The following is a 21,625-nucleotide window of genomic DNA, read 5'->3' as shown; positions in this document are numbered from 1 at the left end:
GTAGCTTCCGCCGGGATCGCCCCGGGGCGGTCGAGGCAAATCAGGCAGGAACAGGCAGAGACCCGATGCAACTGACCGCAACCGAAGACATTGAGGCCCCGCTCGACCGCGTGTTCGCCGAGCTTGCCGATTTCGAGACGCTGGAACGGCAGGCGATGCGGCGTGGCATCGAGGTGCGGCGCACCGGCGATCATAGCGCCCCCGCGCCCGGCATGGGCTGGCATGTGACCTTCCAGTTCCGGGGCAAGACGCGCACGGCAGAGATCGCGCTGACCGAATACGCCCCATCCGAGCGGATCGCCTTCCACACCGTCTCTGGCGGGCTGGAGATCGACACCGGGATTGACCTGATCGCGCTGGCGCGGGCGCGCACCCGGATCAACATGGCCGCAGAGCTGAAGCCGAAGACCCTGTCGGCGCGGCTGCTGGTGCAATCGCTGAAGCTGGCCAAGGGCGGCATCGACAAGCGCTTTCGTCACCGGATCGCGGGGCTTGCCACGGATCTCGAAGGGCGGTTGCAGCGCAGCGCGTGAATGCTGGCCTGCGGGCGCGGCTGGGCTATGCTGTACCGGTGAGGGCGTCGGGAGGACTGTGCTTGAGACTTTCGGGAATGGCATTCGTGCTGGCGGCTCTGGTGGCGCCGGGGCCCTTGGCGGCGCATGAGTTCTGGATCGAACCGCAGGCCTTTGCGGTCGCGCCCGGGGCGCCGCTGGTCGCCGATCTGCTGGTCGGCGAGAGGCTGGAGGGCGCGCGCTACGGCTACGTGCCGCCGAATTTCACGCGCTTCGACGTGCTGCTGGGGGGCGCCGCGCATCCGGTCGAGGGCCGCCCCGGCGACAGGCCGGCCCTGTCCATGGCGGTCGAGGGCAGCGGGCTGGCCGTGGTGGTGCATGTCACCCGCGACTACAAGCTGACCTACAACAGCTGGGACAAGTTCGAGAGCTTCCTTGCGGACAAGGATCTTTCCTGGGTGGCGGCGCGCCATGACGCACGCGGCCTGCCGCGCGACAGCCTGCGGGAGCGCTATTCGCGCCACGCCAAGAGCCTGATCGCGGTGGGCGACGGGCAGGGCGCCGACCGCGAGGCGGGGCTGCTGACAGAGATCGTGGCGCAGGCCAATCCCTACACCGACGACCTGTCCGGAGGCCTGCCGGTTCGTGTGCTGTACCGCGGCGCGCCCCGGGCGGACACGCAGGTCACGGTCTTTGCCCGCGATCCCGGCGGCGCGGTTTCCGTCGCGACCTACCGGACCGACGCCGGGGGCCGCGCGGTGATCGAGGTGGCGCCGGGGCATGTCTACCTCGTCGACAGCGTCGTGATGCGCGAGCTGGAGGTTGCCGGCCCGAACGATCCGGCCTGGGAAAGCCTTTGGGCCTCTCTGACCTTCCGGGTGCCGGAATGAGTGTGATCCAGTCCCTGCGCGGGGCGCTTGGCGAGGACCGGGTGCTGACCGGAGACGACATGGCGGCCTGGTCCACGGACTGGACCGGGCGCTACCGCTGGACGCCGCTTTGCGTTGTCCGGCCCGGATCGACCGAGGAGGTCTGTGCCGTGATGCGCATCGCCCATGCGGCGGCGGTGCCCGTTGTGCCGGTCTCGGGCCATACCGGGCTGGCGGGCGGCACCCATGGCGACGGCGCGGTGATGCTGTCGCTGGAGCGGCTGAACGCCATCGAAGAGATCCGCCCCGAGGCGCGCGTCGCGGTGGTTGGCGCGGGGGTGGTCCTGTCCGCGCTGCACGAGGCGGCAGAGGCGCAGGGCCTGAGTTTCCCGATAACCTTCGGCGCCCGCGGCTCTGCCCGGGTCGGCGGCCTTCTGGCGACCAATGCGGGCGGTTCCAACGTGCTGCGCTACGGCAATACGCGCGATCTGGTGCTGGGGCTCGAAGCGGTGACGGCGGAGGGGCGCGTGCTGGACCTGATGACGGCGCTGCACAAGAACAACGCGGGCTACGACCTGCGCCACCTGCTGATCGGATCGGAAGGCACGCTGGCGGTGATCACCCGGGCGGTGCTGAAGCTGGTGCGTCAGCCCCGTGCCCATGCCACCGCAATGGTGGCCGCGCGCTCGGTAAGCGAGGCGCTGGTGCTGCTCAACCGCCTGCAGGACGTGACGGGCGGCGCGGTGGAGGCCTTCGAATACATGCCCGCCGCCTATATGGACACCTATCTTGCCCTGCACCCGGAGGCGCGCGCGCCCTTCGACAGCCCGCAGGCGGTGAACATCCTGCTGGAGCTTGGCGTCACGTCACCGCGCGACAGCACCCCGGGCGAGGACGGCCTTGTGCCGGTGGTTGCTGCCCTCCAGGAAACGCTGATCGACCTGATGGAACAGGGGCTGGTGCTGGATGCGGTGGTGGCGCGTTCCGAGGCGCAGCGGGCCGAGATGTGGGCGCGCCGCGAGGCGGCGGCCGAGGTCTCGCTGTCGCGGGGCGGCGCGCTGGTCAATGACGTCGCCGTGCCGCTGGACGCGGTCGAGACCTTCCTGACGGAGGCGGGCGCGCGCTGCCGCGCGCTCGACCCGGATGTGCAGGAGATGGTGGTCGCGCATCTGGGCGACGGCAATGTCCACTACACGCTCTGGCCCTCTGGTGCGGCGGAGGGCGGGGCGCTGATCGAGGCGGTCGAAGAGGTGGTGCGGGCCCTGGGTGGCAGCTTTTCCGCCGAACATGGCATCGGGCTGCACAAGAAGGCCTCGATGGCCCGGCACCGCGATCCGGTGGCGCTGGAGGTGATGCGCGCGGTGAAGACGGCGCTCGATCCGAAAGGCATCCTCAACCCGGGCAAGGTCCTGCCCTGAGCAGGGGCCTTGCGGGGGCGGCGTCGCGCCCTCTGGTGGTGTCCGCCCTCTGGTGGCGCTGCTCGCCGCGACGGGGCGCGGTGCCAGGAGGCCCGCTGCGTGATCCCGGCAGAGGCGCCCGTCCGGGGGCGTGCAGGCAGGTGTTTGCGGTGGCAAGGCGGCGTTCCGTTGCCATGGGGCCGCGCAGGTCGTCCCTTTGGCCGGGTTCCCTGCGGGCGCGGGCCGAACCGCAGCGCCTGCCGGGACAGGCGCGGCCACGGGGGCGCATCCGGGAGGGTTCAGTCGCTACCGTCGCGCGGCTGGTAGTCCTTCGGGTCGAAGATGGCGAAGAACTGGTAGCCGCACCAGCCCCCGATCGCGGCAAAGACCAGCGCCCAGAGCGGATTGCCCAGAACCAGCTCCATCAGGGCCCAGCCGCCGCAGAGGGCAACCAGGGCAACCCGCCGCCAGAGCGGCAGGAAGAAGGGGTGGCGGACGTCGAGTATGCTTTGCAGGGACATGCGGAACCCGGTGTTGCGAGAAGGCCCTTGTGCCACGCCGCCGCCGTCGGGGAAAGGGGCGGCGGCCCGCGCTCAACCGAGGCCGGGATCCTCTGCGGCCTGTTCCAGCTTGTCGAGGGTTGCGAGGAAAGCCCTGACCTCTTCCTCGTCGAGCCGGTCGCGCAATGCGTTCTGGCGCGCCTGCATGCGGGGCAGGGTGCTGTCGAACAGGGCGCGGCCCTCTGCGGTCAGTTCAAGGTGCTGCAGGCGATTGTCCTCGGTGTCGCGGATGATCCGCACGAGGTTCTCTTCGCCAAGCGCCTTGAGGTTGCGGCTGATCAGCCCCTTGTCCATCGCGGCGTAGCGCGACAACTGGGCCGCCGTGCTGCGACCGGTGGCGCCGATCAGGGCGATAAGCCGCCACTGGGTCAGCGTCAGTCCTGCGCAGTCCTTCACGAGGCGGTTGGCCTGTGCATTCAGTTTGGCCTGTACCCTGGCCAATCGATACGTCAAAAACTGTCCGATGGGGGTATCGGGCGGACGTGGTGTCCCGATGTTGTCTTTCATCTTGTCTCCGTACTGAGGGTGCCAATCAAGTGGTTGCTTTGTCAACGTTTGAAAATTTATCAACCTCAGGGATGAATGTGAGGCTCCCGTCTTGTCAAGAAAATCGGCCTATCCGAGGCGCCGCCAAGAGTCGCAGGCGGCCTAAAACCGCCGGTCTTTTAAGCCTATGCATGTCTGCGCGTACGGGGCGCAACCTTTAGGGGAAAAGAAAGCGCCGAGGGCCGCGCCCGTGTCGGATCGCAGCCGGAGGTCTTCGGGTCGTTTCCCGGCTGGAGCGCGGTGGGGGCGGGATCCTCGGGCCGTCACCCGACTGGCGATTCTGCCCGGCGGTGCGGGAATTCGGGCGCCTGATCCGACGGCGCGCCTTGCGGCGCAGAGGGTCGATTTGCGTTCAGGCCACGCAGGCCCCGGGGAGGGCGCTGCCCTCCCCGAACCCCACCCGCGGTATTTGCAGACCAGAGAAGGACGGGGCGGACCCCCTGCCCGAGGGCGGGGGCGGGCCGGGTCATGGGCAGAGGGCGCTGACGGTCTGCTGCACCGCGCCCGGGCTGTCGGGCATGCGCAGGAAGGTCACGCGGCGGTGTTGCGGCGCGCGGGGGTCGTATCCGGGTTTCAGGACCTGTTCGCCGAAGCCCACCGGGTAGAGCGGCAGGGTGACGGCGCTGGTCTGAAGCATCCGCGTCACGGACGCGGCGCGGCGCACGGACAGGTCGCAATTGTAGATATCCGACCCGATGGCGTCGGTATGGCCGATCACCGCATAGGCGGTGCCCGCCAGCGCCGGATCGCGCAGCGCCGCCACCAGCTGGTCGATCTTGCCGCGCTGGTCGTGGCGCACCCGGTCGCTGTCGTAGTCGAACTCGATGGTCACGGCCACCGAGGGATAAGCCACCGTGCCATGCCGGGCGGGCTGCGGGTCGTCGTATCGCGGCGGCGCGGGGGGCGGCGTCTTGGCGACGGTCACCGTCTTGGTGTCGAGGTCCAGCACAAGCGTCTCGAACTGCACGTCGGAGGCCCCCGGCACCGCGCTTTCCAGCGCCAGCCCGTCCGGGTCGACGGTGACGCCGCCGCAGGTGCCGGCGTTGGGGTTGAGCAGACATCCGGCCAGCCGGTTGGCGGGCTGCGGTGCGCGCTGCACCGCGGGGGTGTCGTCGGCCCCGGGGATGAAGATCTCGCCCTGCGCAAGGCCTGCATGGGGCAGGCCGAGGCAGAGAGCGAGGGCAAGGGGTGCGGTCAGTCGCATCGCTCTCTCCTTTCTCAATACTGTTCGTTGTGGACGACGACCGAGATCTGGGCCTTCGTCACGTCGGGATTGTGGTCGCTGACGGCGCGGTAATCGGCGCCCGACAGGGTGGTCTTCCTGTCCGGCGCGCCGCCGTTCAGGTCCAGCACCAGCGTCTCGTTCACCACCGCCTCGTAGTGGTCCTTCGAGATCGGCTTGTGATCCGCCGCGCAGGAGACCTGCGTGGTGTCGCGGGTCACGGTGTCGATGGCCTTCTGGCCGCCGTTGCAGATCGCGAGGATCGTTTCCAGCCCCGGCTCGGAGGTGCGCAGCGATCCCTGCGGCGGGAAGACATACTGCGTGCCGCCCCTGATCACCACGTCGTCCAGTCCCGGGAAGGGATAGAGCACGCAGCTGTCGTGGTCGTCGTCGATCGAGATCAGCGTCAGGCGGCAATCGTGGCGCGGCTCGACGAAGATCTGCATACCCTCACCCACCTTGTAGGCCGGTTTGTCGGTATAGACCGTCAGGTGGCTTTGCGCCGGGACCGAGTGCTGCGTGGGCACGTAGTCGTTCCTGGCCGGGGTCCTGGCCAGATCGGCATGGGTGGTGGGCGCGGCGTGGGTCTTGGCCGGGGCGGGGGTGTCGTAGACATCCGCAGGCGGTTCGTGGGCGGTGCCCTTCACGACCTGCTTGACCGAATGCGGCAGCGCCGTCGTCACCCTGTAGTCGGTCTTCAGCGGGCGGTAGTCGGTCAGCTTCTCCAGCAGCACCGGGTAGGCCGCGTTCCATTCGTCCCGCGCGATGGGCGAGATGTCCAGCCGGGTCAGCAGGCTGGCGTTCTCGTGGCCCGCAAAGGCCATGCGCCCGCGCAGGTCCTCTTCGGTCAGGCCCAGTTCATTGGCGGCCTGCTCGAAGTCGATGAAGTAGTCGACGTGGTAGACGAAGAGCCCGCGCACCGGTTCCAGCCCGGCGGCCTTGGTGTCGGGGTCGATGCCCGCAAGGGTGAGCGTCTCGAAGAAGGCATTCATGTCCTTCTCGAAGAAGCCGTTCACCACATCCTTGCCCGGGTAGATCGCGTCGATGGTCTGTCGCGCCGAGGGCGGCAGAGACAGGTTGTTCATCGCGACCTCGCGCACCGAGTCGTCGTTGAAGCGCATGCCCTTGATGTGGCACGAGATGCAGGAGATCCCGTTGACCACCTCGCCGGTGCCGTCGGGATAGTCGGTGTCGCGCACGATGGCGGTGGGGCCGACGTTCAGCCGCGCGCCGTCGGCGGTGTTCAGGTAATAGGCGTGGAAGCCGTTCGGCAGGGTGAAGATCGACTCGCCGCCGTCATGGTGAAAGGCAAGCTCGTCGCCATAGGCCGAGGTCGGCCCAAGCGGATATTCGAAGAAGCTCTGCCGCCCCTTCGATCCGGCGAAGTCGTAGGAGGTCCAGAAGAACCCGGTTCCCAGCGCGTGCCGCTCGATCAGGCGGTTGTGGGTCGAGACGCCCGAGTCCTGGAACCCGGCGCGCACCACCTGTTCGTTCAGGATGTTGCGGTTCATGTCGAGGCCAAGCTGGCGTTCCAGCCCCTGCACCGTATCCGCCAGCCCCAGCATGTCGTAGTAAAGCGGCGAGACAGAGGCGGTGGCGGTGAACCAGTCGGCCCGGATGACCGGCACCCTGGTGCCCGACAGGTGCTGAAGCGGCCCGAGATAGGGGTCGGTGTCGCTTTCCATGGCGTAGGGATACTCGGCCTCCAGCAGGCTCCAGCGGTCGTGCGACCATTCCAGGTCGGGCAGGAAGACGCGCAGCAGCACGCCGTGCTCGTCGACCTTTTCGTACTTGTAGACATTGGGGTTGAAGCTGAGCGCGTTCATCAGCTTGACCGTCGCGGCGAGATAGGCCTCGTAGTTGGCGTCGGTGACCTCGCTGTCGTTCCACAGTTCCCGCATCGAGAAGTAGCGGATGCGGTCGCGGCGGTTCGTGGGCTGCTGTTGCAGGTCTGCATGGGCCATGGCGAAGAGGTCCGACAGCGGGATGAACTCGCGCGGCTCGGGCGCGGTCTCGCCCAGCTTGACGATCCATCTGTCCAGCGCCGCCAGTTCCTCTGCAGAGGGGGTGCAGGAGGGGTCCCAGCAGTTGTCGGGCATGGCCGGCGCGCCGCCCGCGATGACGTTGTAGAGCTTTGACTTCGCGCTGTCGCCCGCGACCACGAACTTCGGGTCGTTGGCCAGGCGGCGCATGTCCAGAACGTGGCCGAAGCCGGATTTGGGTGTGGTCAGCCCCTCTTCCAGCCGGCCCTCCTGGTGGCACTCGGCGCAATACTTGTCGAGGACCGCGTAGGCGGCGCTTTCCTCGGCGGTGGCATCGGCGGGCAGGGGCATGCCCCCGGCGGCTTCATCCTGGGCCATGGCGGGCCCGGCCAGCGTGGCCGCAAGGGCCAGGGCGCTCACCTTGATCAGATCACTTGGGGTCATAATGCGTTTCCTCTGCAAATGATGTCCTGTTCGGGCGGTGTCCGTGCCGCCGGGTTATTGGCACCTGATCGACAGGTATGTCTTCGAGGCCCAACCCGTGGCACCGCCGGTGCCCCGGTAGGGAGAATTGCATAGGCCCGAGATGCAGCGGACCCGGGCCCAGCTGCCCTTTTGCGCCAGCACCTTCAGCTGGTCGCCAAGGTAGGCCTCTGACAGGATGCGCGAGCGGGGGCTGTCGTCGGCGCGGATGTTCAGAAAGCCCTGCCCGTTGGCGCGCGAGGCGTTGGAATATGGCTGCAGGTTCACCACCCGGGCCGTGCACTGGCGGACATGCGGCGTCGCGCTGGTCAGCAGCGGGCGGTAGACCCAGCCGGTCTGGCCGTCGGGCAGGCGGATGTTCGACCAGTCGCCCTGATCGCGCAGCACGGTCACCTGCGTGCCCGGCGCGATCTCGGTGAAGTCGCCGTAGTTGGTGCCCGGCCCGCGCCGCACGTTCAGCCCGCCCGAGGCATTGTTGTCGACATACATGGTGTAGCTGCCCGGCGCAGGCGCGCTGTCGCCGCGCAGCACTTCCAGCACGTAGCGGCTGCCGGTCGAGCAATAGCTGTCCGCCGGCACCTGTCGCCCGCTGACAAGGCTGGCGATCCGCGCCTCGGCAGAGCCGCGCGGCGTCGTGCCGATGATCACGCCGTAATAGCCGTTGTCAGAGCCGAAGATGCGGATGCCGCGGCGGTTCGGGAACCACTCTTGCGCAAAGGCGATGGCGGCCTCGACCGAGGGGCGCGAGGCGGTGACGATGTAGCACTCGCCATTGGTCAGCGCGTGGTTGCCCCGGACGATGCGGTAGCCCTTGCCGCTGTCGGGCCGGGGCGCGGGGGGTGTTTCCAGATAGGCGATGCGGTCGATCATGGCGCGGCTCAGGCAGGACGCGTTCGACCCGCAGGCGTCGCGCGTGCCGGTCCGCCAGGCGTTTTGCTGCGACGCGGTGCTGACACCGGACTGGCTGCCGTAGGCGCGTTCCAGCTTTTCGTCCAGACCGGCAAGGTAGGCATCGCCGCAGATCGTGCGCTCGGCGGTGTTCAGCACCGAGGCGTTGCACCACGGGCGCAGGGGGCCATGGTCCACGACCGGATCGTTGCCCGGGGGCGGGGCGATGGGGTCATCGGCCGGGTCCGAGCATTCCGCCGTCACGTAGGATCGGGCGAAGATGGCATAGCTGTGCTGGGCGCAGGTTTCCAGATAGGCCTCGTAGGCGAAGCATTGACCGAAGGCCTTGGCCTCGTTGTAGAGCGCATCGCACAGCCGGGCCGCCTCGATCACCGGGTCGGTGGTGTCGATGGGATCGACCGGATCCACGGGATCGGCCGTGTCGACCGGGTCGGGCGCGGTGTTGGGGCCGGGGTCCTCGACGGGCCCCTCGACAGGCGCGTCCGCCAGCGCCGCCTTCAGCACCTGCGACTGTTCGAGGATCGCGGTCATCGGGATGGCGAAGTTGACCGAGTCCTTCTTGGACCCGGCGTGGTGCAGCCCCACGACCATCTGAAGCCCCGCGTCGATCACCGGAGAGCCGGAGTTGCCCGGCAGCGTGTCGCAGGTGTGCAGCAGCCGCTGGTTCGAGATCGCGGGCGCATTGGCGCGGCACTTCTCTCGGCTGATCCGCTGCGCCTCGCCCATCGGGTGGCCGATCACAAGGTAGGGGTCGTTGTCGTGGTGCTGGGCAGAGGCCAGCCGCAGGTGCCCGAAGTCCGCGCTAGGGTCGCCGATGACCTCGAGCACCGAGTAATCCAGGTCCTTCGAGGTCTCGACCGGCGTCGGGATCACGGTGTAGCGCTGGGTGCCTTCCTCGACGCCCTGCTGAACGTAGCCCGCCACGAACATGACCGAGTCGATGCGCGTGGCCTTGGCCCGCTCGTTGTCCAGAATGCCCGGCACGCAGTGGTGGTTGGTCAGCAGGTGCTTTTCGTCGACGATGAAGGCGGTGCAGGGAAAGACGCCGTTGTCGGTCAGGATGTCCAGCCGCCCGACCGACAGGCCCATCTTGCGGAAGATGCTGGTGGGCGAATAGGTCTGGATCGGCTCGTTGTTGTAATCGCCGACCGAGAGCTCGAACTCGATATCGTCGATCCCGGCGGATTCCGTGCGGTTCAGTACCACCCGGCCAAAGCTCGCCCGGTCGAAGCCCACGAAATCCTGCGCGTGCCCGGGGTCGGGCAGGCCGATCGAGGTTGCCAGAATTGCCAGTGCCGCCAGCGCGCGCATCGGAAGTCCCTTTCGGAAAAAAGCATTGTCATTAAGATGCTTTCATGTTCCCCGGCGGATGGTTTTGAGTCAACGTGGGAATACCGGACCAAGGAATACCCGACCCCGAAGGGGCGGGTCTGCGCAACCCGTGCGGTGTCTGGGTGGTCTTACAGCACGCGAGAGAGGAACACGCGCGTCCGCTCCTGCTGCGGGGCGCCAAAAAGCCTGTCCGGCGGCCCCTGTTCCAGAATGCGCCCCTGATCGAGGAAACACACCGTATCCGCCAGATCGCGGGCAAAGCCCATTTCATGCGTGGCAAGAACCATGGTCATGCCCTCGGCGCGCAACTGGCGCAGCACGTCCAGCACTTCGCCCACCAGTTCGGGGTCGAGCGCCGAGGTGATCTCGTCGAAGAGCATCAGGCGCGGTTGCATCGCCAGCGCCCGCACGATGGCGACGCGCTGTTGCTGCCCGCCCGACAGCTGGTCGGGGTAGTGATGCATCCGGTCGCGCAGCCCGAACCGCGCAAAGAGTGCCTCGACCGGGGGCAGCAGGGCGGCCTTGGACAGGCGCTTGATCCGGCGCGGCGCCAGCAGCGCGTTGTCCAGCGCGGTCATGTGCGGAAACAGGTTGTAGCTTTGAAAGACCATGCCGATCTGCTGGCGGACCGGCTGCGGGTTCAGTCCCGGCTCGGAGATATCCGTGCCGTCCAGCAGGATCTGCCCGTCGTCGATGGGCTCCAGCAGGTTCATGCAGCGCAGAAGCGTCGATTTGCCGGACCCAGAGGCGCCGATCAGGCAGACCATCTGCCCGGCCTCCACGGTCAGGTCGATGCCCTGCAAGACGGAGGTGCCGCCAAAGCTCTTGCGGATGTCGCGCAGCACCAGCATCAGGCGGTGCGCCGGTTCTGCCGCGCCATCAGGTGGTCGGCGTAGCGTGTGGCGGGAATGGTCAGCGCAAGGAAGATCAGCGCGGCGCCAACATAGGGCGTGAAGTTCGCCATCAGCGATTTGTAGACGCCCGCCTGCCGGAAGATCTCGACCGGGCCGATGAAGGACAGAAGCGCCACGTCCTTCTGCAGGGCGATGAAGAGGTTCATGTTTGCGGGCACGACGCGGCGGATCGCCTGCGGCAGGATCACGAAGCGCATGCTGTCCGAGGGTGACAGACCCAGCGACAGCGCGGCGGAGCGTTGCGAGGCGTGGATCGACTCGATGCCCGAACGCAGGACCTCTGCCACATAGGCGGAATAGACGAGGATCAGTGCCAGAGACCCCCAGAGGTAAGGCGAATTCCACGGGCGCGGCAGGCCGAGACCCGGGATGCCGAAGCCGATCAGGTAGATCACAAGGATCACCGGCAGGCCCCGGAAGATGTCGGTAAAGGCCACCGCCGCCAGCCTGAGCGGCGTCAGCGCCGGGTTGCGCAGGTCGCGGGCGATGGCCACGGCCAGCCCCAGCGCGGCGATCAGCGGCGCGCACCAGAGGAAGATCGCGATATCCAGAAGGAAGGCGTTCAGCAGCCCCGGAAAGGTCTTGGCGAAGACCTCTGCGTTGAAGAACACACGCTTGACCGCGGCCCAGCCGGGCGCCAGCGGGATCAGCACGTAAAGCGCGATGACAACCGCCGCCGTCGATCCGGCGGCGATCAGGTTGGCCCGGCGGCGCTGCCGGGCCTCGTAGATCTGTCTGCGGGTGGTCATGCCTGCGCGGTTACTCGATCACCGGTACGCCGGTGGTTTCCTGCAACCACTGGGCCTCTAGCTCTGCCAACCTGCCGCTGTCCTTCAGGGCCGTCAGCGCAGAATCGACGCAGTCCTTCAGCGGGCTGCCGTCTTCCATCAGGATGCCGAACTGGTCCGGGTTCTCGGTCCGCTCGGGCGGGAACTGGCCCAGCAGCACCCCGTCCGGGACCGCCACAGCAGCAAGGTACAGCGCCGTCGGCAGGTCGAACAGCGCGGCGTCGATCTGGCCCGCCTGCATGGCCGCCGTCACGTCGACATTGTCGTTGTACAGCATCGGCTGCGTCTCGGGCCCGATCAGGTCGGTCAGCATCGGCACGGCGGTGGTGTTTGCATCGGCGCCCCAGACCAGCCCCTTCAGGCTGTCGAGCGCCGGTGTCGCGCCCGCCTCCACCACGCGCTGCGTCGTCAGCACCGCCATGGCCGAGGTGTAATAGGGTGCCGAGAAATCCACGATCTGCTCGCGCTCGGGGGTGATGGAAAACTGCTGCATGTTCAGGTCGAAATCCTTCGCGCCGGGCTGGATCGCCTGATCGAAGGAGGACCGGACCCAGGTCACCGCCTCGGCGTCAAAGCCCATCTCTGCCGCCAGCGCATAGGCCACGGCGGCCTCGAAGCCTTCGCCCGATTCCGGGTTGTCGTCGATCACCCAGGGAAAATAGGCCGGGTTGCCGGTGGCGATGGTCAGCGTGCCTTCTGTCAGGGTCTTGCCCGCGGCACAGTCCTGGGCGGCGGTGGCGGCGGAGGCAAGCGCAAGAAGGCTGGCGGCGGTTGCGAGGCGAAGCATGACGGGGGCCTTTCGGAGGAGTGACGGCGCCAGAGTTGCCGCCCGCGCGCGGCTTGTCAATTTGCCGCCCGCAGGTGGGCGGGAATTGTTGCGCTGTCGTATCCCCGTGACAAAATCCGTCTAGGCTGCGGCAGAGTCGCATGAAAGGGACGCGGACGTGAAGTTCATCCATATGTCGGACATCCATCTTGGCGTGCCCGGTCGCCTGATCGAGGGGATCGACCCGCATGCCCGGCTTGCCCGCGCCTTCGGCCATATCGCCGAGCATCATCGCGACGCGCAGCGGCTGGTGATCACCGGCGACCTGACCGACCGCGCCGATCCCGAGGCCTATGTCGCCCTGCGGCAGGCTCTGCAGGTTCTGCCGATGCCGGTCCGGCTGATGATCGGCAACCACGATTGCCGGCCCGGCTTCCTTGCCGCCTTTCCCGGCCATCCGGTCGATGCGCATGGCTTCGTCAACCACGCCGAGGACCTGCCCGAGGGCCGCTTTGTCTATTGCGACACGACCCGCGCGCAGACCCATCGCGGGCATTTCTGCGACAAGCGGCGCAGCTGGCTGGCGGCCCAGCTTGAGGGGGCAGAGCGCGCCTTCCTGTTCTTCCACCACAACCCGCTGCATCTTGGCGATCCGGCCACGGACCTGCTGTCGGTGGTGGACGAGGATCAGGCCCCGCTGCGCGCGATCCTGAAGGCGCACCGCGACCGCATCGCGCATATCTTCTTCGGCCACGTGCACGAACCGCTGTGCGGGACATTGGCGGGCATTCCCTTTTCGGGCGTGCCCTCGACGGTGCACCAGACCATTCCGACGCTGGCCAATGCCGATGTCAGCCTGTCCGGCCCGCTGGAGCCGTCCTATCGCGTCGTGCTCATCCGCGGCGAGGATGTGGTCATCCATCAGGTGCCTTTCGCATGGGACGGCGAGGTGGTGGAGCACGGCTGCGACTGGGAGGCCTGGGCCAGGCTGGCCTGAGCCCGTCGGCGCCCCGCCGCAGGGGCCGATCCAGCAGATGGGGGCAGCGCGCGCGCTCCCGGTCCGGCCGGGACAAACGCCGGTTTCACGCGGCGGCTCCGCCTTATCCGCCCCCGGCATGGCGTGAAGAGGCAGGCCGCAGTTGCCCCGGACCGGCCCCCTTGGCGGATGGATCAATCGTCAATCACTCGGGCGGGGCGGGTGGTCATGACGGTTGACCCCCGGCCAAAGCTTTTCCACACTCTCCCCAAGACCGGCCGCTGGGGCGGCACGACCAACCGGGAGGAGATACCAATGACTTTCATGCGCGCGGGCGTGGCCGCGTCGGTTTCGACGCTTGCCCTGCTGTCGGCTTCGGCGGGCTGGGCGGTGGAGATCGACCTGATGATCTCGGACGTCGACGGCAAGGCCGCCATCGTTCAGGAGTTCGCCGACCGCTACCAGGAACAGAACCCCGAGGTGGCGATCACGCTGAACGCGGTGGGCTACAACGTCATCCGCGAGCAGCTGCCGATCCAGCTGGAGGCCGGGACCGGCCCGGACCTGTCTTTTGTCACCAACCTCGGCGGTTTGCAGCCCTATTACGTCGACCTTACGCCCCATGTCGATGCCGCCGCATGGGAAGAGGCCTATGGCGCCGTCCTGCCGTGGTATCGCGCGGGCACCGAGGGCGGCATCTACGGCTTCCACACCGAGATGACGGTCACGGGGCCCTACGTGAACCTCACGATGTTCGAAGAGGCGGGCGTCGATCTGCCGGAACCGGGCGCGACTTGGGAGGACTGGGCCGAGGCGGCGCAGGCGGTGATGGATGCGACCGGCAGCTATGCCGGGATGGTCATGGACCGCTCGGGTCACCGCATGGCGGGCCCCGCCATGTCCTACGGGGCGGCCTATTACGACGATCAGGGGCATCTCGTGGTCGACGAGGGCTTTCGCAAGTTTTCGGAAATGATGATCGGCTGGCACGAAAGCGGGCTGATGCCGCCCGATATCTGGCCCGCCGCCTCGGGCGCCAAATACACCAACGGAAACGAGCTGTTCTTCAACCAGGAAGTGCCCTTCTACATGTCCGGCTCGTGGAACACCGCGAATGTGCACGACAACGTGGGCGATGCCTTCGACTGGGCCGTGGTGCCGGTGCCCTGCGGCCCCGAGGGCTGCGGCGTGATGCCGGGCGGGCAGGGTTTCGTTGCCTTCAAGTCGGGCGATGCCGCGCAGGAAGAGGCGGCGGCGCAGTTCGTCGCATGGATGGCCGAGGAAGAGCAGGCGCGCGAGTGGTACACCCGCACCTTCGCCATTCCCGCCCACGCGGGCCTGCAGGCCGAGGGGCTGGATTACCAGTCGGCGGGCGCCTCCGAGGCGGTGGCCAAGGCCCTGGCGCGCTTCACCGAGATGGCGGCGGCGGCAGCCGAACAGACCCCGCAGGCCTATGACCTGCAGGGCGACAAGTTCGGCTTTGTCATGTACAACGCCACGGTCCAGTACCTCTCTGCCGCGATGAACGGAGAGCTGACGCTGGACGAGGCGATGGACAAGATCGGCGAAGAGCTGGAAACCAACGCGCGCTGAGGCGTGAGGCGGCGGGCCGGTTTCTCCGGCCTGCCGTCACAGGGGGAGGGTCCGCTTGGCCGGTCTATTGTTGGCGGTGTTGGGGGCGGTCTGGCTGTTGGGCGGGTCGCTGTGGTTGCTGTCGCGCCGCCGCTACGGGCTGCGACAGACGCCGCAATTCGCCATGGACCTGCTGGGCGTCCCGGTCGACCTCGCGCAGCGGGTCTTTGGCCGGGGCGGGGTGCCCTATGCGCTGCTTCTGCCGAACCTGCTGATCTTCGGCTTCTTCACCTTCCTGCCGATGATCCTGAACCTCTACGTCTCGATGACCGGGGGCTCGTCCATCGCGCTCTTCGACCGGCCCTTCGTGGGCCTGCAGAAATTCGCGGAACTCTTCGACTGCGACAACCTGCTGATCCCCAAGACCTGCACGAATGCGGGCTATAACTTCTGGACGGGGATGTGGAACACGCTGCTGTTCGTGGTGGTGCAGGTGCCGGTGATGGTCGCGGCGGCCATGGTCACGGCGCTGGTGGTGAACCGCGACATAAGGGGGCGCGGCTTCTGGCGGGCGATGTTCTTCTACCCGGTGATGCTGTCGCCGGTGGTGATCGCCAACATCTGGAACTGGGTGCTGCACCGCAAGGGCGCGCTGAACGCGGTGGTGGGCGAGGCGCAGGGCGGCCTGACGGCGCTGGCCGGTATGGCCGGGTTCGATATCGTGATGACGGTGCTCATGGGCATCCTGCTGATGGTGGTCACCGAACGCGCCCTGCGCGCGGGGCAGGGGCCGTCGCTGGCCTGGGCGGCGGTCTTCGCGGGGCTCTTCACTCTGCTGGCGGCCTGGGCGCAGCCGCTGAGCCTGCTGGGCCTGCCGGGTTCGACGCTGGCCGGCGCGGTGCTGGCAGCCGGGCTGCTCTGGTGCGTGGCGGGCGAGCGCGCCGCGCGCTCGGCGCTGACGGTGGCGGCAGTGCTGGCGGCGGCCATGCTTCTGGCGATCCAGTTCGACGCGGTCTTCGACTTCGGCCGCTACCGCCCGACCAACTGGCTGGTCACGCCCAACACCGGCTGGCCGTTCTTCTGGCTGGTCTTCGTCTTCTGCTGGTCGCACATGGGCTTCTACATGCTGATCCTGCTGGCCGGGCTGCAGGCCATCCCCCGCGACCTCTACGAGGCCGCCCGCATGGATGCCACGACACCGTGGCGCGCCTTCTGGCGGATCACCCTGCCGCTGGTCATGCCGACGCTGACGGTGGTGATCGTGCTCAGCCTGATCCGCAGCTTCCAGATCTTCGACGAGGTCTACCTGCTGACCGGCGGCGGCCCGGGGCGCGAGACCTTCATGGTGGTGCAGAACATCTACGAGACGGCCTTTTCCTCGAACAATCCCGACTACGGGCAGGCGGCGGCGGGCTCGATCCTCATGGCGCTGGTGATCGCGGTCTTCACCTTCGTCCAGTTGTGGCTGACCAGAAGGCAATCCGAGCTATGATGGCAGGACGCGTAGAAGCCGTTTCGAAGCGCCTTTCGAAAGCGGCGTCGACGCCGCTTGAAAGCCGTTTCGAAACGGCTTCGGGGCGCCCGGCATGAGCGTCGCGCGCTTCCTCACCCGGACCGCGGGCAACTGCGAGACCGCGCAGCGCTTCGGCCTGCAGGATGTCCTCGCCTACGGCTACCTCGTCCTCGGCGTGCTGATGATCCTCGTGCCGGTGCTCTGGACGCTGTTCTCTTCGATCAAGTCCGAGACCGCCGTCGACAGCTTCGACACCCGCCTGCTGCCGCTGAGCCAGGTCACCGCAGAGATCGAGGGCGCGGGGGAGAAACCGCTCTGGGTGCTGACCGAGGAGGGGCAGGAGCGGCTGGTCTTCAAGGCCGGGCCGACGCGCAGGATCACCGAGGTCTCGCCGCTGGACGATCCCGACACCGTGCTCGAAGTTCCGCGCGACCAGCTGCGCCCGCACGAGGAAATCCGCATCGCGACGGAGAACTACCTGGACCCGATCCTGAAGCGGAACGGCCAGACCACCTTCGACTTCTTCACCTACCTCTGGAATTCGGTCTTCGTCACCGTCGCCGCCACGCTGATCACGCTGCTGATCAATGCCATGGCCGCCTTTGCCCTGTCGAAATACCGCTTTCGCGGGCGGCTGACCTTCACCATCCTCATCGTCGCGACCCTGCTGATCCCGCCTTCGATCATCCTCGTCTCGCTGTTTTTCGTGGTCTGGTCCTTCGGCATCTTCGGCAGCCTCTGGGGCGTCATCATCCCCGCCGCCGCCACGCCCACCGGCGTCTTCCTCTTGCGCCAATACATGCTGACCATCCCCGACGAGTTGCTGGAGGCGGCGCGCATGGATGCCGCCAGCGAATGGCTGATTTTCTGGCGCATCGTCATGCCGCTCTCGCTGCCCGCGCTGTCGGTGCTGGCCATCCTCAGCGTCATCTGGCGCTGGAACGACTTCCTCTGGCCGCTGATCGTGCTGATCTCTGACCCCACGAAACACACGCTGCAACTGGGGCTCACCCAGTTCGCCGGAGAGTTCAACTCCGACTTCCACTACATCCTTGCGATGACCGTGGTGACGCTGATCCCGATCACCCTCGTCTTCGTCTGGCTCCAGCGCTTCATCACCACCGGGATCGCCACGACTGGACTGAAATGACCCACGCGCTGGAACTTCGCGACATCCGCAAGAGCTTTGGCGATGTCGACGTGATCCACGGCATCGACCTGCATATGGAGGACGGCGAGTTCGTCGTCTTCGTCGGCCCCTCGGGCTGCGGCAAGTCCACGCTCTTGCGGCTGATCGCGGGGCTGGACGATCCGACTTCGGGGGACATCCTGCTGCAGGGCAGGCGGGTGAACGGTGTGCCCGCGTCCGAGCGCGGGCTGTCGATGGTCTTCCAGAGCTACGCGCTTTATCCGCATATGACCGTCCGGCAGAACCTGTCCTTCGGGCTGGAAAACATCCGCATGCCGCGCGCCGAGATCGACAGGCGTGTCGAGGATGCGGCAAGGCTGTTGCAGATCGACCAACTGCTGAAGCGCCGCCCCGGCCAGCTGTCGGGCGGCCAGCGCCAGCGCGTCGCCATCGGGCGGGCCATCGTGCGCGAGCCGGTGATCTTCCTCTTCGACGAGCCGCTGTCGAACCTAGACGCGGAACTGCGGCTTCAGATGCGGGTCGAGATCAGCGAGTTGCACGCCAAGCTGGGCAATACGATGATCTACGTCACCCACGACCAGATCGAGGCCATGACCATGGCCGACCGGATCGTCGTCCTGCGCGCCGGGCGGGTCGAGCAGGTGGGCAGGCCGCTGGACCTCTACAACCACCCGGCCAACCGCTTTGTCGCGGGCTTCCTCGGGGCGCCGCAGATGAACTTCCTTTCCGGCACGCTCGACGGCACCAGCCTGACGCTGGACTGCGGGCTGGTGCGGCAGGTGCCTGTCACACCCGCGCCCCGGCCCGTGCAGGTGACCTTCGGCATCCGGCCAGAGCGGGTCGCGGTCTCTCTCGACGGCGAGGGGGACATGACCGTGACGGTTGAGAACTACGAGCAGCTGGGCGCCGTGACCTACATCTACTGCGCCTTTCCGGGCGGCGAACGCCTGACCGTGCAGCATGCCCAACAGATCCCGCTGAGGCGCGGTCAGATCCTCGGCGTCCGCTTTCCGCCGGACGCCCTGCACCTCTTCGGCCCCGACGACACAGCGATGGAGATGACGCCATGAAATGCGCCCTGATCGGGCTGGGCATGGTCTCGAAGACCTATGCCGATGCCATTCGGAACAGCAAAGGCATCGACCTCTCGCTGGTCCACGCCCGCTCCGCCGACAGCCGCCGCGCCTTCCTGAACGCCTTCCCAGACCTCGGCGCGCGAGAGGCAACATGCGTCGAGGAGACCGCCGCCTCTGACGTGGATTTCGTCATCGTGACCACGCCGCCCAACGCGCGCGAGACCATCGTCCGGGCGCTGGTGGCGGCGGGCAAGCCGATCCTCATGGAAAAGCCCGTCGAGCGCACGCTGGCGGCGGCGACCGGGCTGGTGACGCTTTGCGAGGAGGGCGGCGTGCCGCTGGGCATCGTGTTGCAGCACCGCGCGCGGCCCGTGGTGGCCGACCTGCGCGCGCGGCTCGACGCGCTTGGCCCGTTGCACATGGTCGAGGCCAATATCCCGTGGTGGCGCCCGCAGGCCTACTACGACGAACCGGGCCGGGGCACCTACGCGCGTGACGGCGGCGGGGTCATGATCTCTCAGGCGATCCACACCATGGACCTGATGCTCTCGCTCACCGGGCCGGTGACAGAGGTCAGCGCCATGGCCGGGACCACCGCGCAGCACAGCATGGAGTCCGAGGATTTCGTCACCGCCGGGCTGCGCTTTGCGGGTGGCGCCCTGGGCAGCCTCTTTGCCACCACCGCCAGCTTCCCGGGCCGGGGCGAGACGATCACCCTGCATTGCGCCAGGGGCTCCGCCCGGCTTGAGGCCGACATGCTCGAGATCCACCGCCACGACGGCACCACCGAGACGGTCGGGCAGGCGGCGACCTCGAGCTCGGGCTCGGGGGCGGACCCCATGGCCTTTACCAGTGACTGGCACCGCTGGGTGATCGAGGATTTCGCCGCCGCTTTGACAGAGGGCCGCCCGCCCTTGGTGTCGGGCCGCGCGGCGCTGGAGGTGCACCGGCTGATCGCGGCACTGGAACGGGCGGGGGCCGAGGGGCGCACCGTTGCCTTGGACGAGGTCTGAGCCATGGCATTGAAACTGGGCATCCTCGGGATCGACCACGGCCATATCTTCGGGATGCTGGCGGGGATGATGGCCGAGGGCGCGACCTGCGCGCAGTACTGGACCGACGGCCCCGCCGTCACCGAGGCAAAATTCAACGCGACGCATCCCGGGGTGACCAGGGTCGCGGACCGTCGCGCGGTGCTGGAGTCCGACGTGGACATGATCCTGATCGCCGCCGTGCCGGAGGACCGCGCGGCGCTGGCCATCGAGGCGATGGAGGCGGGCAAGGACGTCATGGTCGACAAGCCCGGCTGCACCACGCTGGAGCAGTTGCAGGCGATCCGCGACTGCGTGGCACGCACGGGCCGCATCTGGTCGGTGAACTTCTCGGAACGCTTTCAGGTGCGCGCGGCGGCGAAGGCGTCAGAGCTGGTGGCCGAGGGCGCGGTGGGCCGCGTCGTGCAGGTGGTCACGCTGGCGCCGCACAAGCAGAACCTGAAGACCCGGCCCGACTGGTACTTTCAGCGCGAACGCTACGGCGGCATTCTGTGCGATATCGGCTCTCATCAGATCGACCAGGTGCTGCATTACACCGGCTCGACCGAGGCCACGATTGCCCATGCGCTGGTCGAGAACACCACTCATCCCGAATACCCGGGCTTTCAGGACTTCGGCGAGGCGACGCTGGTGGGCAACCGGGGCCATGGCTATGTGCGGCTGGACTGGTTCACGCCAGACGGGCTGCCGACATGGGGCGACGGGCGGCTCTTCATCCTCGGGACCGAGGGCAGCATCGAGTGCCGCAAGTACACAGAGATCGGGCAGGCGCATCGGACCGACAACCTGTATCTCGTGAACGGGACCGAGAACCTGCATATCGACTGCCGCGATGTGGCGCTGCCCTATTTCGCGCGGCTGGCGGCGGATGTTCAGGACCGGACAGAGACGGCGGGCAGGCAGGCGCATAGCTTCCTGACGATGGAGCTGGCGATCCGCGCCCAGATGAAGGCCGAAGGCATTGCATAGGGTCGCCATCGTCGGCGCCGGGATCGGGCGCGAACACCTTGCCGCCTACCGCACCCTGCCCGGGCGGTTCGAGGTCAGGGCGATCTGCGACCGCGACAGGGCCCGCGCCGAAAGCATTGCTCGGGGCATTCCGGTGACCGGGGACATGGCCACGGTGCTGGCCGATCCGGACATCGACCTGATCGACATCTGCCTGCCGCCGCACCTGCATTTCGAGGCCGTCATGGCGGCGCTGGAGGCGGGCAAGGCGGTGATCTGCGAAAAGCCGCTGGTGGCCTCGCTGGCCGAGGCCGATGCGCTGCTGGACAGGCTCGCGCAGGGTGGTCAGCTTTTCCCGGTGTTCCAGTACCGCTACGGCGTCGGCACCGCGCAGCTGCGGGCGCTGATCGAGGCGGGCCTGGCCGGGCCGCTGTTTGCCGGCACGATAGAGACGCACTGGAACCGCGACGCCGCCTATTACGCGGTGGACTGGCGCGGCACTTGGGCGGGCGAGCGGGGCGGCTGCATCCTCGGCCATGCCATCCACATCCACGACTTCCTGCCCGCCTTCCTTGGCCCCGTCGCACGGGTGCATGCGGAACTGGCGACGCGCGTGAACGAGATCGAGGTCGAGGACTGCGCCGCGCTGGCGATCCGCATGGAAAGCGGCGCGGTGCTGACCTCTTCGGTCACGCTGGGGGCGGCGCAGGACATGACGCGGATGCGGCTGGTGTTCCGGGGCTTCACCGCCGAAAGCGGGCTGGCGCCCTATGCGCCCGCCGCCAGCCCCTGGAGCTTTACCGCCCGCGCGCCGGTGGCACAGGCCGAGGTGGACGCGGTTCTGGCCGGGGTCGGGGCAGTGCCGACCGGCTTCGCGGGGTTCCTTACCGCGGTTTCAGAGGCGCTGGACGGCAGGCCCGGGGATGAGGTCACGGCGCTGGACGGGCGCCGGTCCATCGAGTTCGTGACGGCGGTCTATGCCTCGGCCCGCGCGGGCCAGCCGGAGGCGCTGCCGCTGGGCGAAGACCACCCGCTTTACCGCGGCTGGATGCCCTGAC

The 21,625-nt window shown here is 67.7% G+C and carries 19 protein-coding genes; 11 read left to right on the top strand and 8 right to left on the bottom strand.

Annotated elements, in window-relative coordinates:
* Window positions 1-65: 65 nt before the first annotated feature.
* The 3 genes from ACN5KJ_RS09370 to ACN5KJ_RS09360 all read left to right on the top strand — a co-directional run bounded on the left by ACN5KJ_RS09370 (window position 66) and on the right by ACN5KJ_RS09360 (window position 2,799).
* Window positions 66-533: an SRPBCC family protein gene (locus ACN5KJ_RS09370; RefSeq protein ID WP_206564217.1), complete on the top strand. Its 468-nt coding sequence runs from the start codon at window positions 66-68 to the stop codon at window positions 531-533.
* Window positions 534-595: 62 nt separating this feature from the next.
* Window positions 596-1,402 (top strand): DUF4198 domain-containing protein, encoded by an 807-nt coding sequence (locus tag ACN5KJ_RS09365; RefSeq protein WP_418593514.1) that lies wholly within the window; start codon window positions 596-598, stop codon window positions 1,400-1,402.
* Window positions 1,399-2,799, top strand: a complete 1,401-nt coding sequence (locus ACN5KJ_RS09360; RefSeq protein WP_418593513.1) for an FAD-binding oxidoreductase — start codon at window positions 1,399-1,401, stop codon at window positions 2,797-2,799. Before ACN5KJ_RS09365 ends, ACN5KJ_RS09360 begins: the two co-directional genes overlap by 4 nt.
* 278 nt (window positions 2,800-3,077) lie before the next feature.
* On the opposite strand, the gene ACN5KJ_RS09355 is transcribed toward ACN5KJ_RS09360, so the two are convergent.
* From ACN5KJ_RS09355 to ACN5KJ_RS09320, 8 genes are all read right to left on the bottom strand, one after another.
* Window positions 3,078-3,299: a hypothetical protein gene (locus tag ACN5KJ_RS09355; RefSeq protein WP_418593511.1), complete on the bottom strand. Its 222-nt coding sequence runs from the start codon at window positions 3,297-3,299 to the stop codon at window positions 3,078-3,080.
* A 72-nt stretch (window positions 3,300-3,371) separates the two neighbouring features.
* Window positions 3,372-3,779 carry a MarR family winged helix-turn-helix transcriptional regulator gene (locus ACN5KJ_RS09350; RefSeq protein ID WP_418593509.1) on the bottom strand — a complete coding sequence of 136 codons (408 nt, stop codon included), beginning with the start codon at window positions 3,777-3,779 and terminating at the stop codon, window positions 3,372-3,374.
* Between the two features lie 571 nt (window positions 3,780-4,350).
* On the bottom strand, window positions 4,351-5,088 hold the full coding sequence (locus ACN5KJ_RS09345) for an OmpA family protein (RefSeq protein ID WP_347165893.1): 738 nt from the start codon (window positions 5,086-5,088) through the stop codon (window positions 4,351-4,353).
* Between the two features lie 14 nt (window positions 5,089-5,102).
* Entirely contained in the window at window positions 5,103-7,532 is a 2,430-nt protein-coding gene (locus ACN5KJ_RS09340) for a DUF4384 domain-containing protein (RefSeq protein WP_418593507.1), read from the bottom strand.
* Between the two features lie 54 nt (window positions 7,533-7,586).
* A complete protein-coding gene (locus ACN5KJ_RS09335) occupies window positions 7,587-9,791 on the bottom strand; it encodes an SH3 domain-containing protein (RefSeq protein ID WP_418593505.1) in 2,205 nt (734 codons plus the stop codon).
* Window positions 9,792-9,940: 149 nt separating this feature from the next.
* Complete coding sequence (locus ACN5KJ_RS09330; protein ID WP_418593503.1) at window positions 9,941-10,663, bottom strand: amino acid ABC transporter ATP-binding protein; 723 nt, start codon at window positions 10,661-10,663, stop codon at window positions 9,941-9,943.
* Window positions 10,663-11,475, bottom strand: a complete 813-nt coding sequence (locus ACN5KJ_RS09325) for an amino acid ABC transporter permease (RefSeq protein WP_347165889.1) — start codon at window positions 11,473-11,475, stop codon at window positions 10,663-10,665. The genes ACN5KJ_RS09330 and ACN5KJ_RS09325 overlap by 1 nt, the downstream gene beginning before the upstream one ends.
* A gap of 10 nt (window positions 11,476-11,485) precedes the next feature.
* On the bottom strand, window positions 11,486-12,301 hold the full coding sequence (locus ACN5KJ_RS09320) for an ABC transporter substrate-binding protein (RefSeq protein WP_418593501.1): 816 nt from the start codon (window positions 12,299-12,301) through the stop codon (window positions 11,486-11,488).
* A gap of 157 nt (window positions 12,302-12,458) precedes the next feature.
* Here ACN5KJ_RS09320 and ACN5KJ_RS09315 point away from each other — a divergent pair, with 157 nt between their 5' ends.
* The 8 genes from ACN5KJ_RS09315 to ACN5KJ_RS09280 all read left to right on the top strand — a co-directional run bounded on the left by ACN5KJ_RS09315 (window position 12,459) and on the right by ACN5KJ_RS09280 (window position 21,624).
* Window positions 12,459-13,277, top strand: a complete 819-nt coding sequence (locus tag ACN5KJ_RS09315) for a metallophosphoesterase (protein WP_418593500.1) — start codon at window positions 12,459-12,461, stop codon at window positions 13,275-13,277.
* Window positions 13,278-13,571: 294 nt separating this feature from the next.
* The gene (locus ACN5KJ_RS09310) at window positions 13,572-14,849 is read left to right on the top strand and encodes an ABC transporter substrate-binding protein (RefSeq protein WP_418593498.1); all 1,278 of its coding nucleotides are present in this window, start codon (window positions 13,572-13,574) and stop codon (window positions 14,847-14,849) included.
* A 55-nt stretch (window positions 14,850-14,904) separates the two neighbouring features.
* On the top strand, window positions 14,905-16,320 hold the full coding sequence (locus ACN5KJ_RS09305; RefSeq protein WP_418593497.1) for a carbohydrate ABC transporter permease: 1,416 nt from the start codon (window positions 14,905-14,907) through the stop codon (window positions 16,318-16,320).
* Window positions 16,321-16,414: 94 nt separating this feature from the next.
* Window positions 16,415-17,491, top strand: a complete 1,077-nt coding sequence (locus tag ACN5KJ_RS09300) for a carbohydrate ABC transporter permease (RefSeq protein WP_418593496.1) — start codon at window positions 16,415-16,417, stop codon at window positions 17,489-17,491.
* Entirely contained in the window at window positions 17,488-18,561 is a 1,074-nt protein-coding gene (locus ACN5KJ_RS09295; RefSeq protein WP_418593495.1) for an ABC transporter ATP-binding protein, read from the top strand. Before ACN5KJ_RS09300 ends, ACN5KJ_RS09295 begins: the two co-directional genes overlap by 4 nt.
* Window positions 18,558-19,580 (top strand): Gfo/Idh/MocA family protein, encoded by a 1,023-nt coding sequence (locus tag ACN5KJ_RS09290; protein WP_418593493.1) that lies wholly within the window; start codon window positions 18,558-18,560, stop codon window positions 19,578-19,580. The genes ACN5KJ_RS09295 and ACN5KJ_RS09290 overlap by 4 nt, the downstream gene beginning before the upstream one ends.
* A gap of 3 nt (window positions 19,581-19,583) precedes the next feature.
* Entirely contained in the window at window positions 19,584-20,588 is a 1,005-nt protein-coding gene (locus ACN5KJ_RS09285; RefSeq protein ID WP_418593491.1) for a Gfo/Idh/MocA family protein, read from the top strand.
* Window positions 20,581-21,624, top strand: coding sequence for a Gfo/Idh/MocA family protein (locus tag ACN5KJ_RS09280; protein WP_418593490.1), 1,044 nt, complete (start codon window positions 20,581-20,583; stop codon window positions 21,622-21,624). Before ACN5KJ_RS09285 ends, ACN5KJ_RS09280 begins: the two co-directional genes overlap by 8 nt.
* The last annotated feature ends 1 nt before the right edge of the window (window position 21,625 follow it).

The sequence above is a fragment of the Ponticoccus sp. (in: a-proteobacteria) genome (assembly GCF_048381735.1).
Note: the sequence above shows the minus strand (reverse complement) of the source record. Positions and strands in the feature narration are given on the sequence as shown.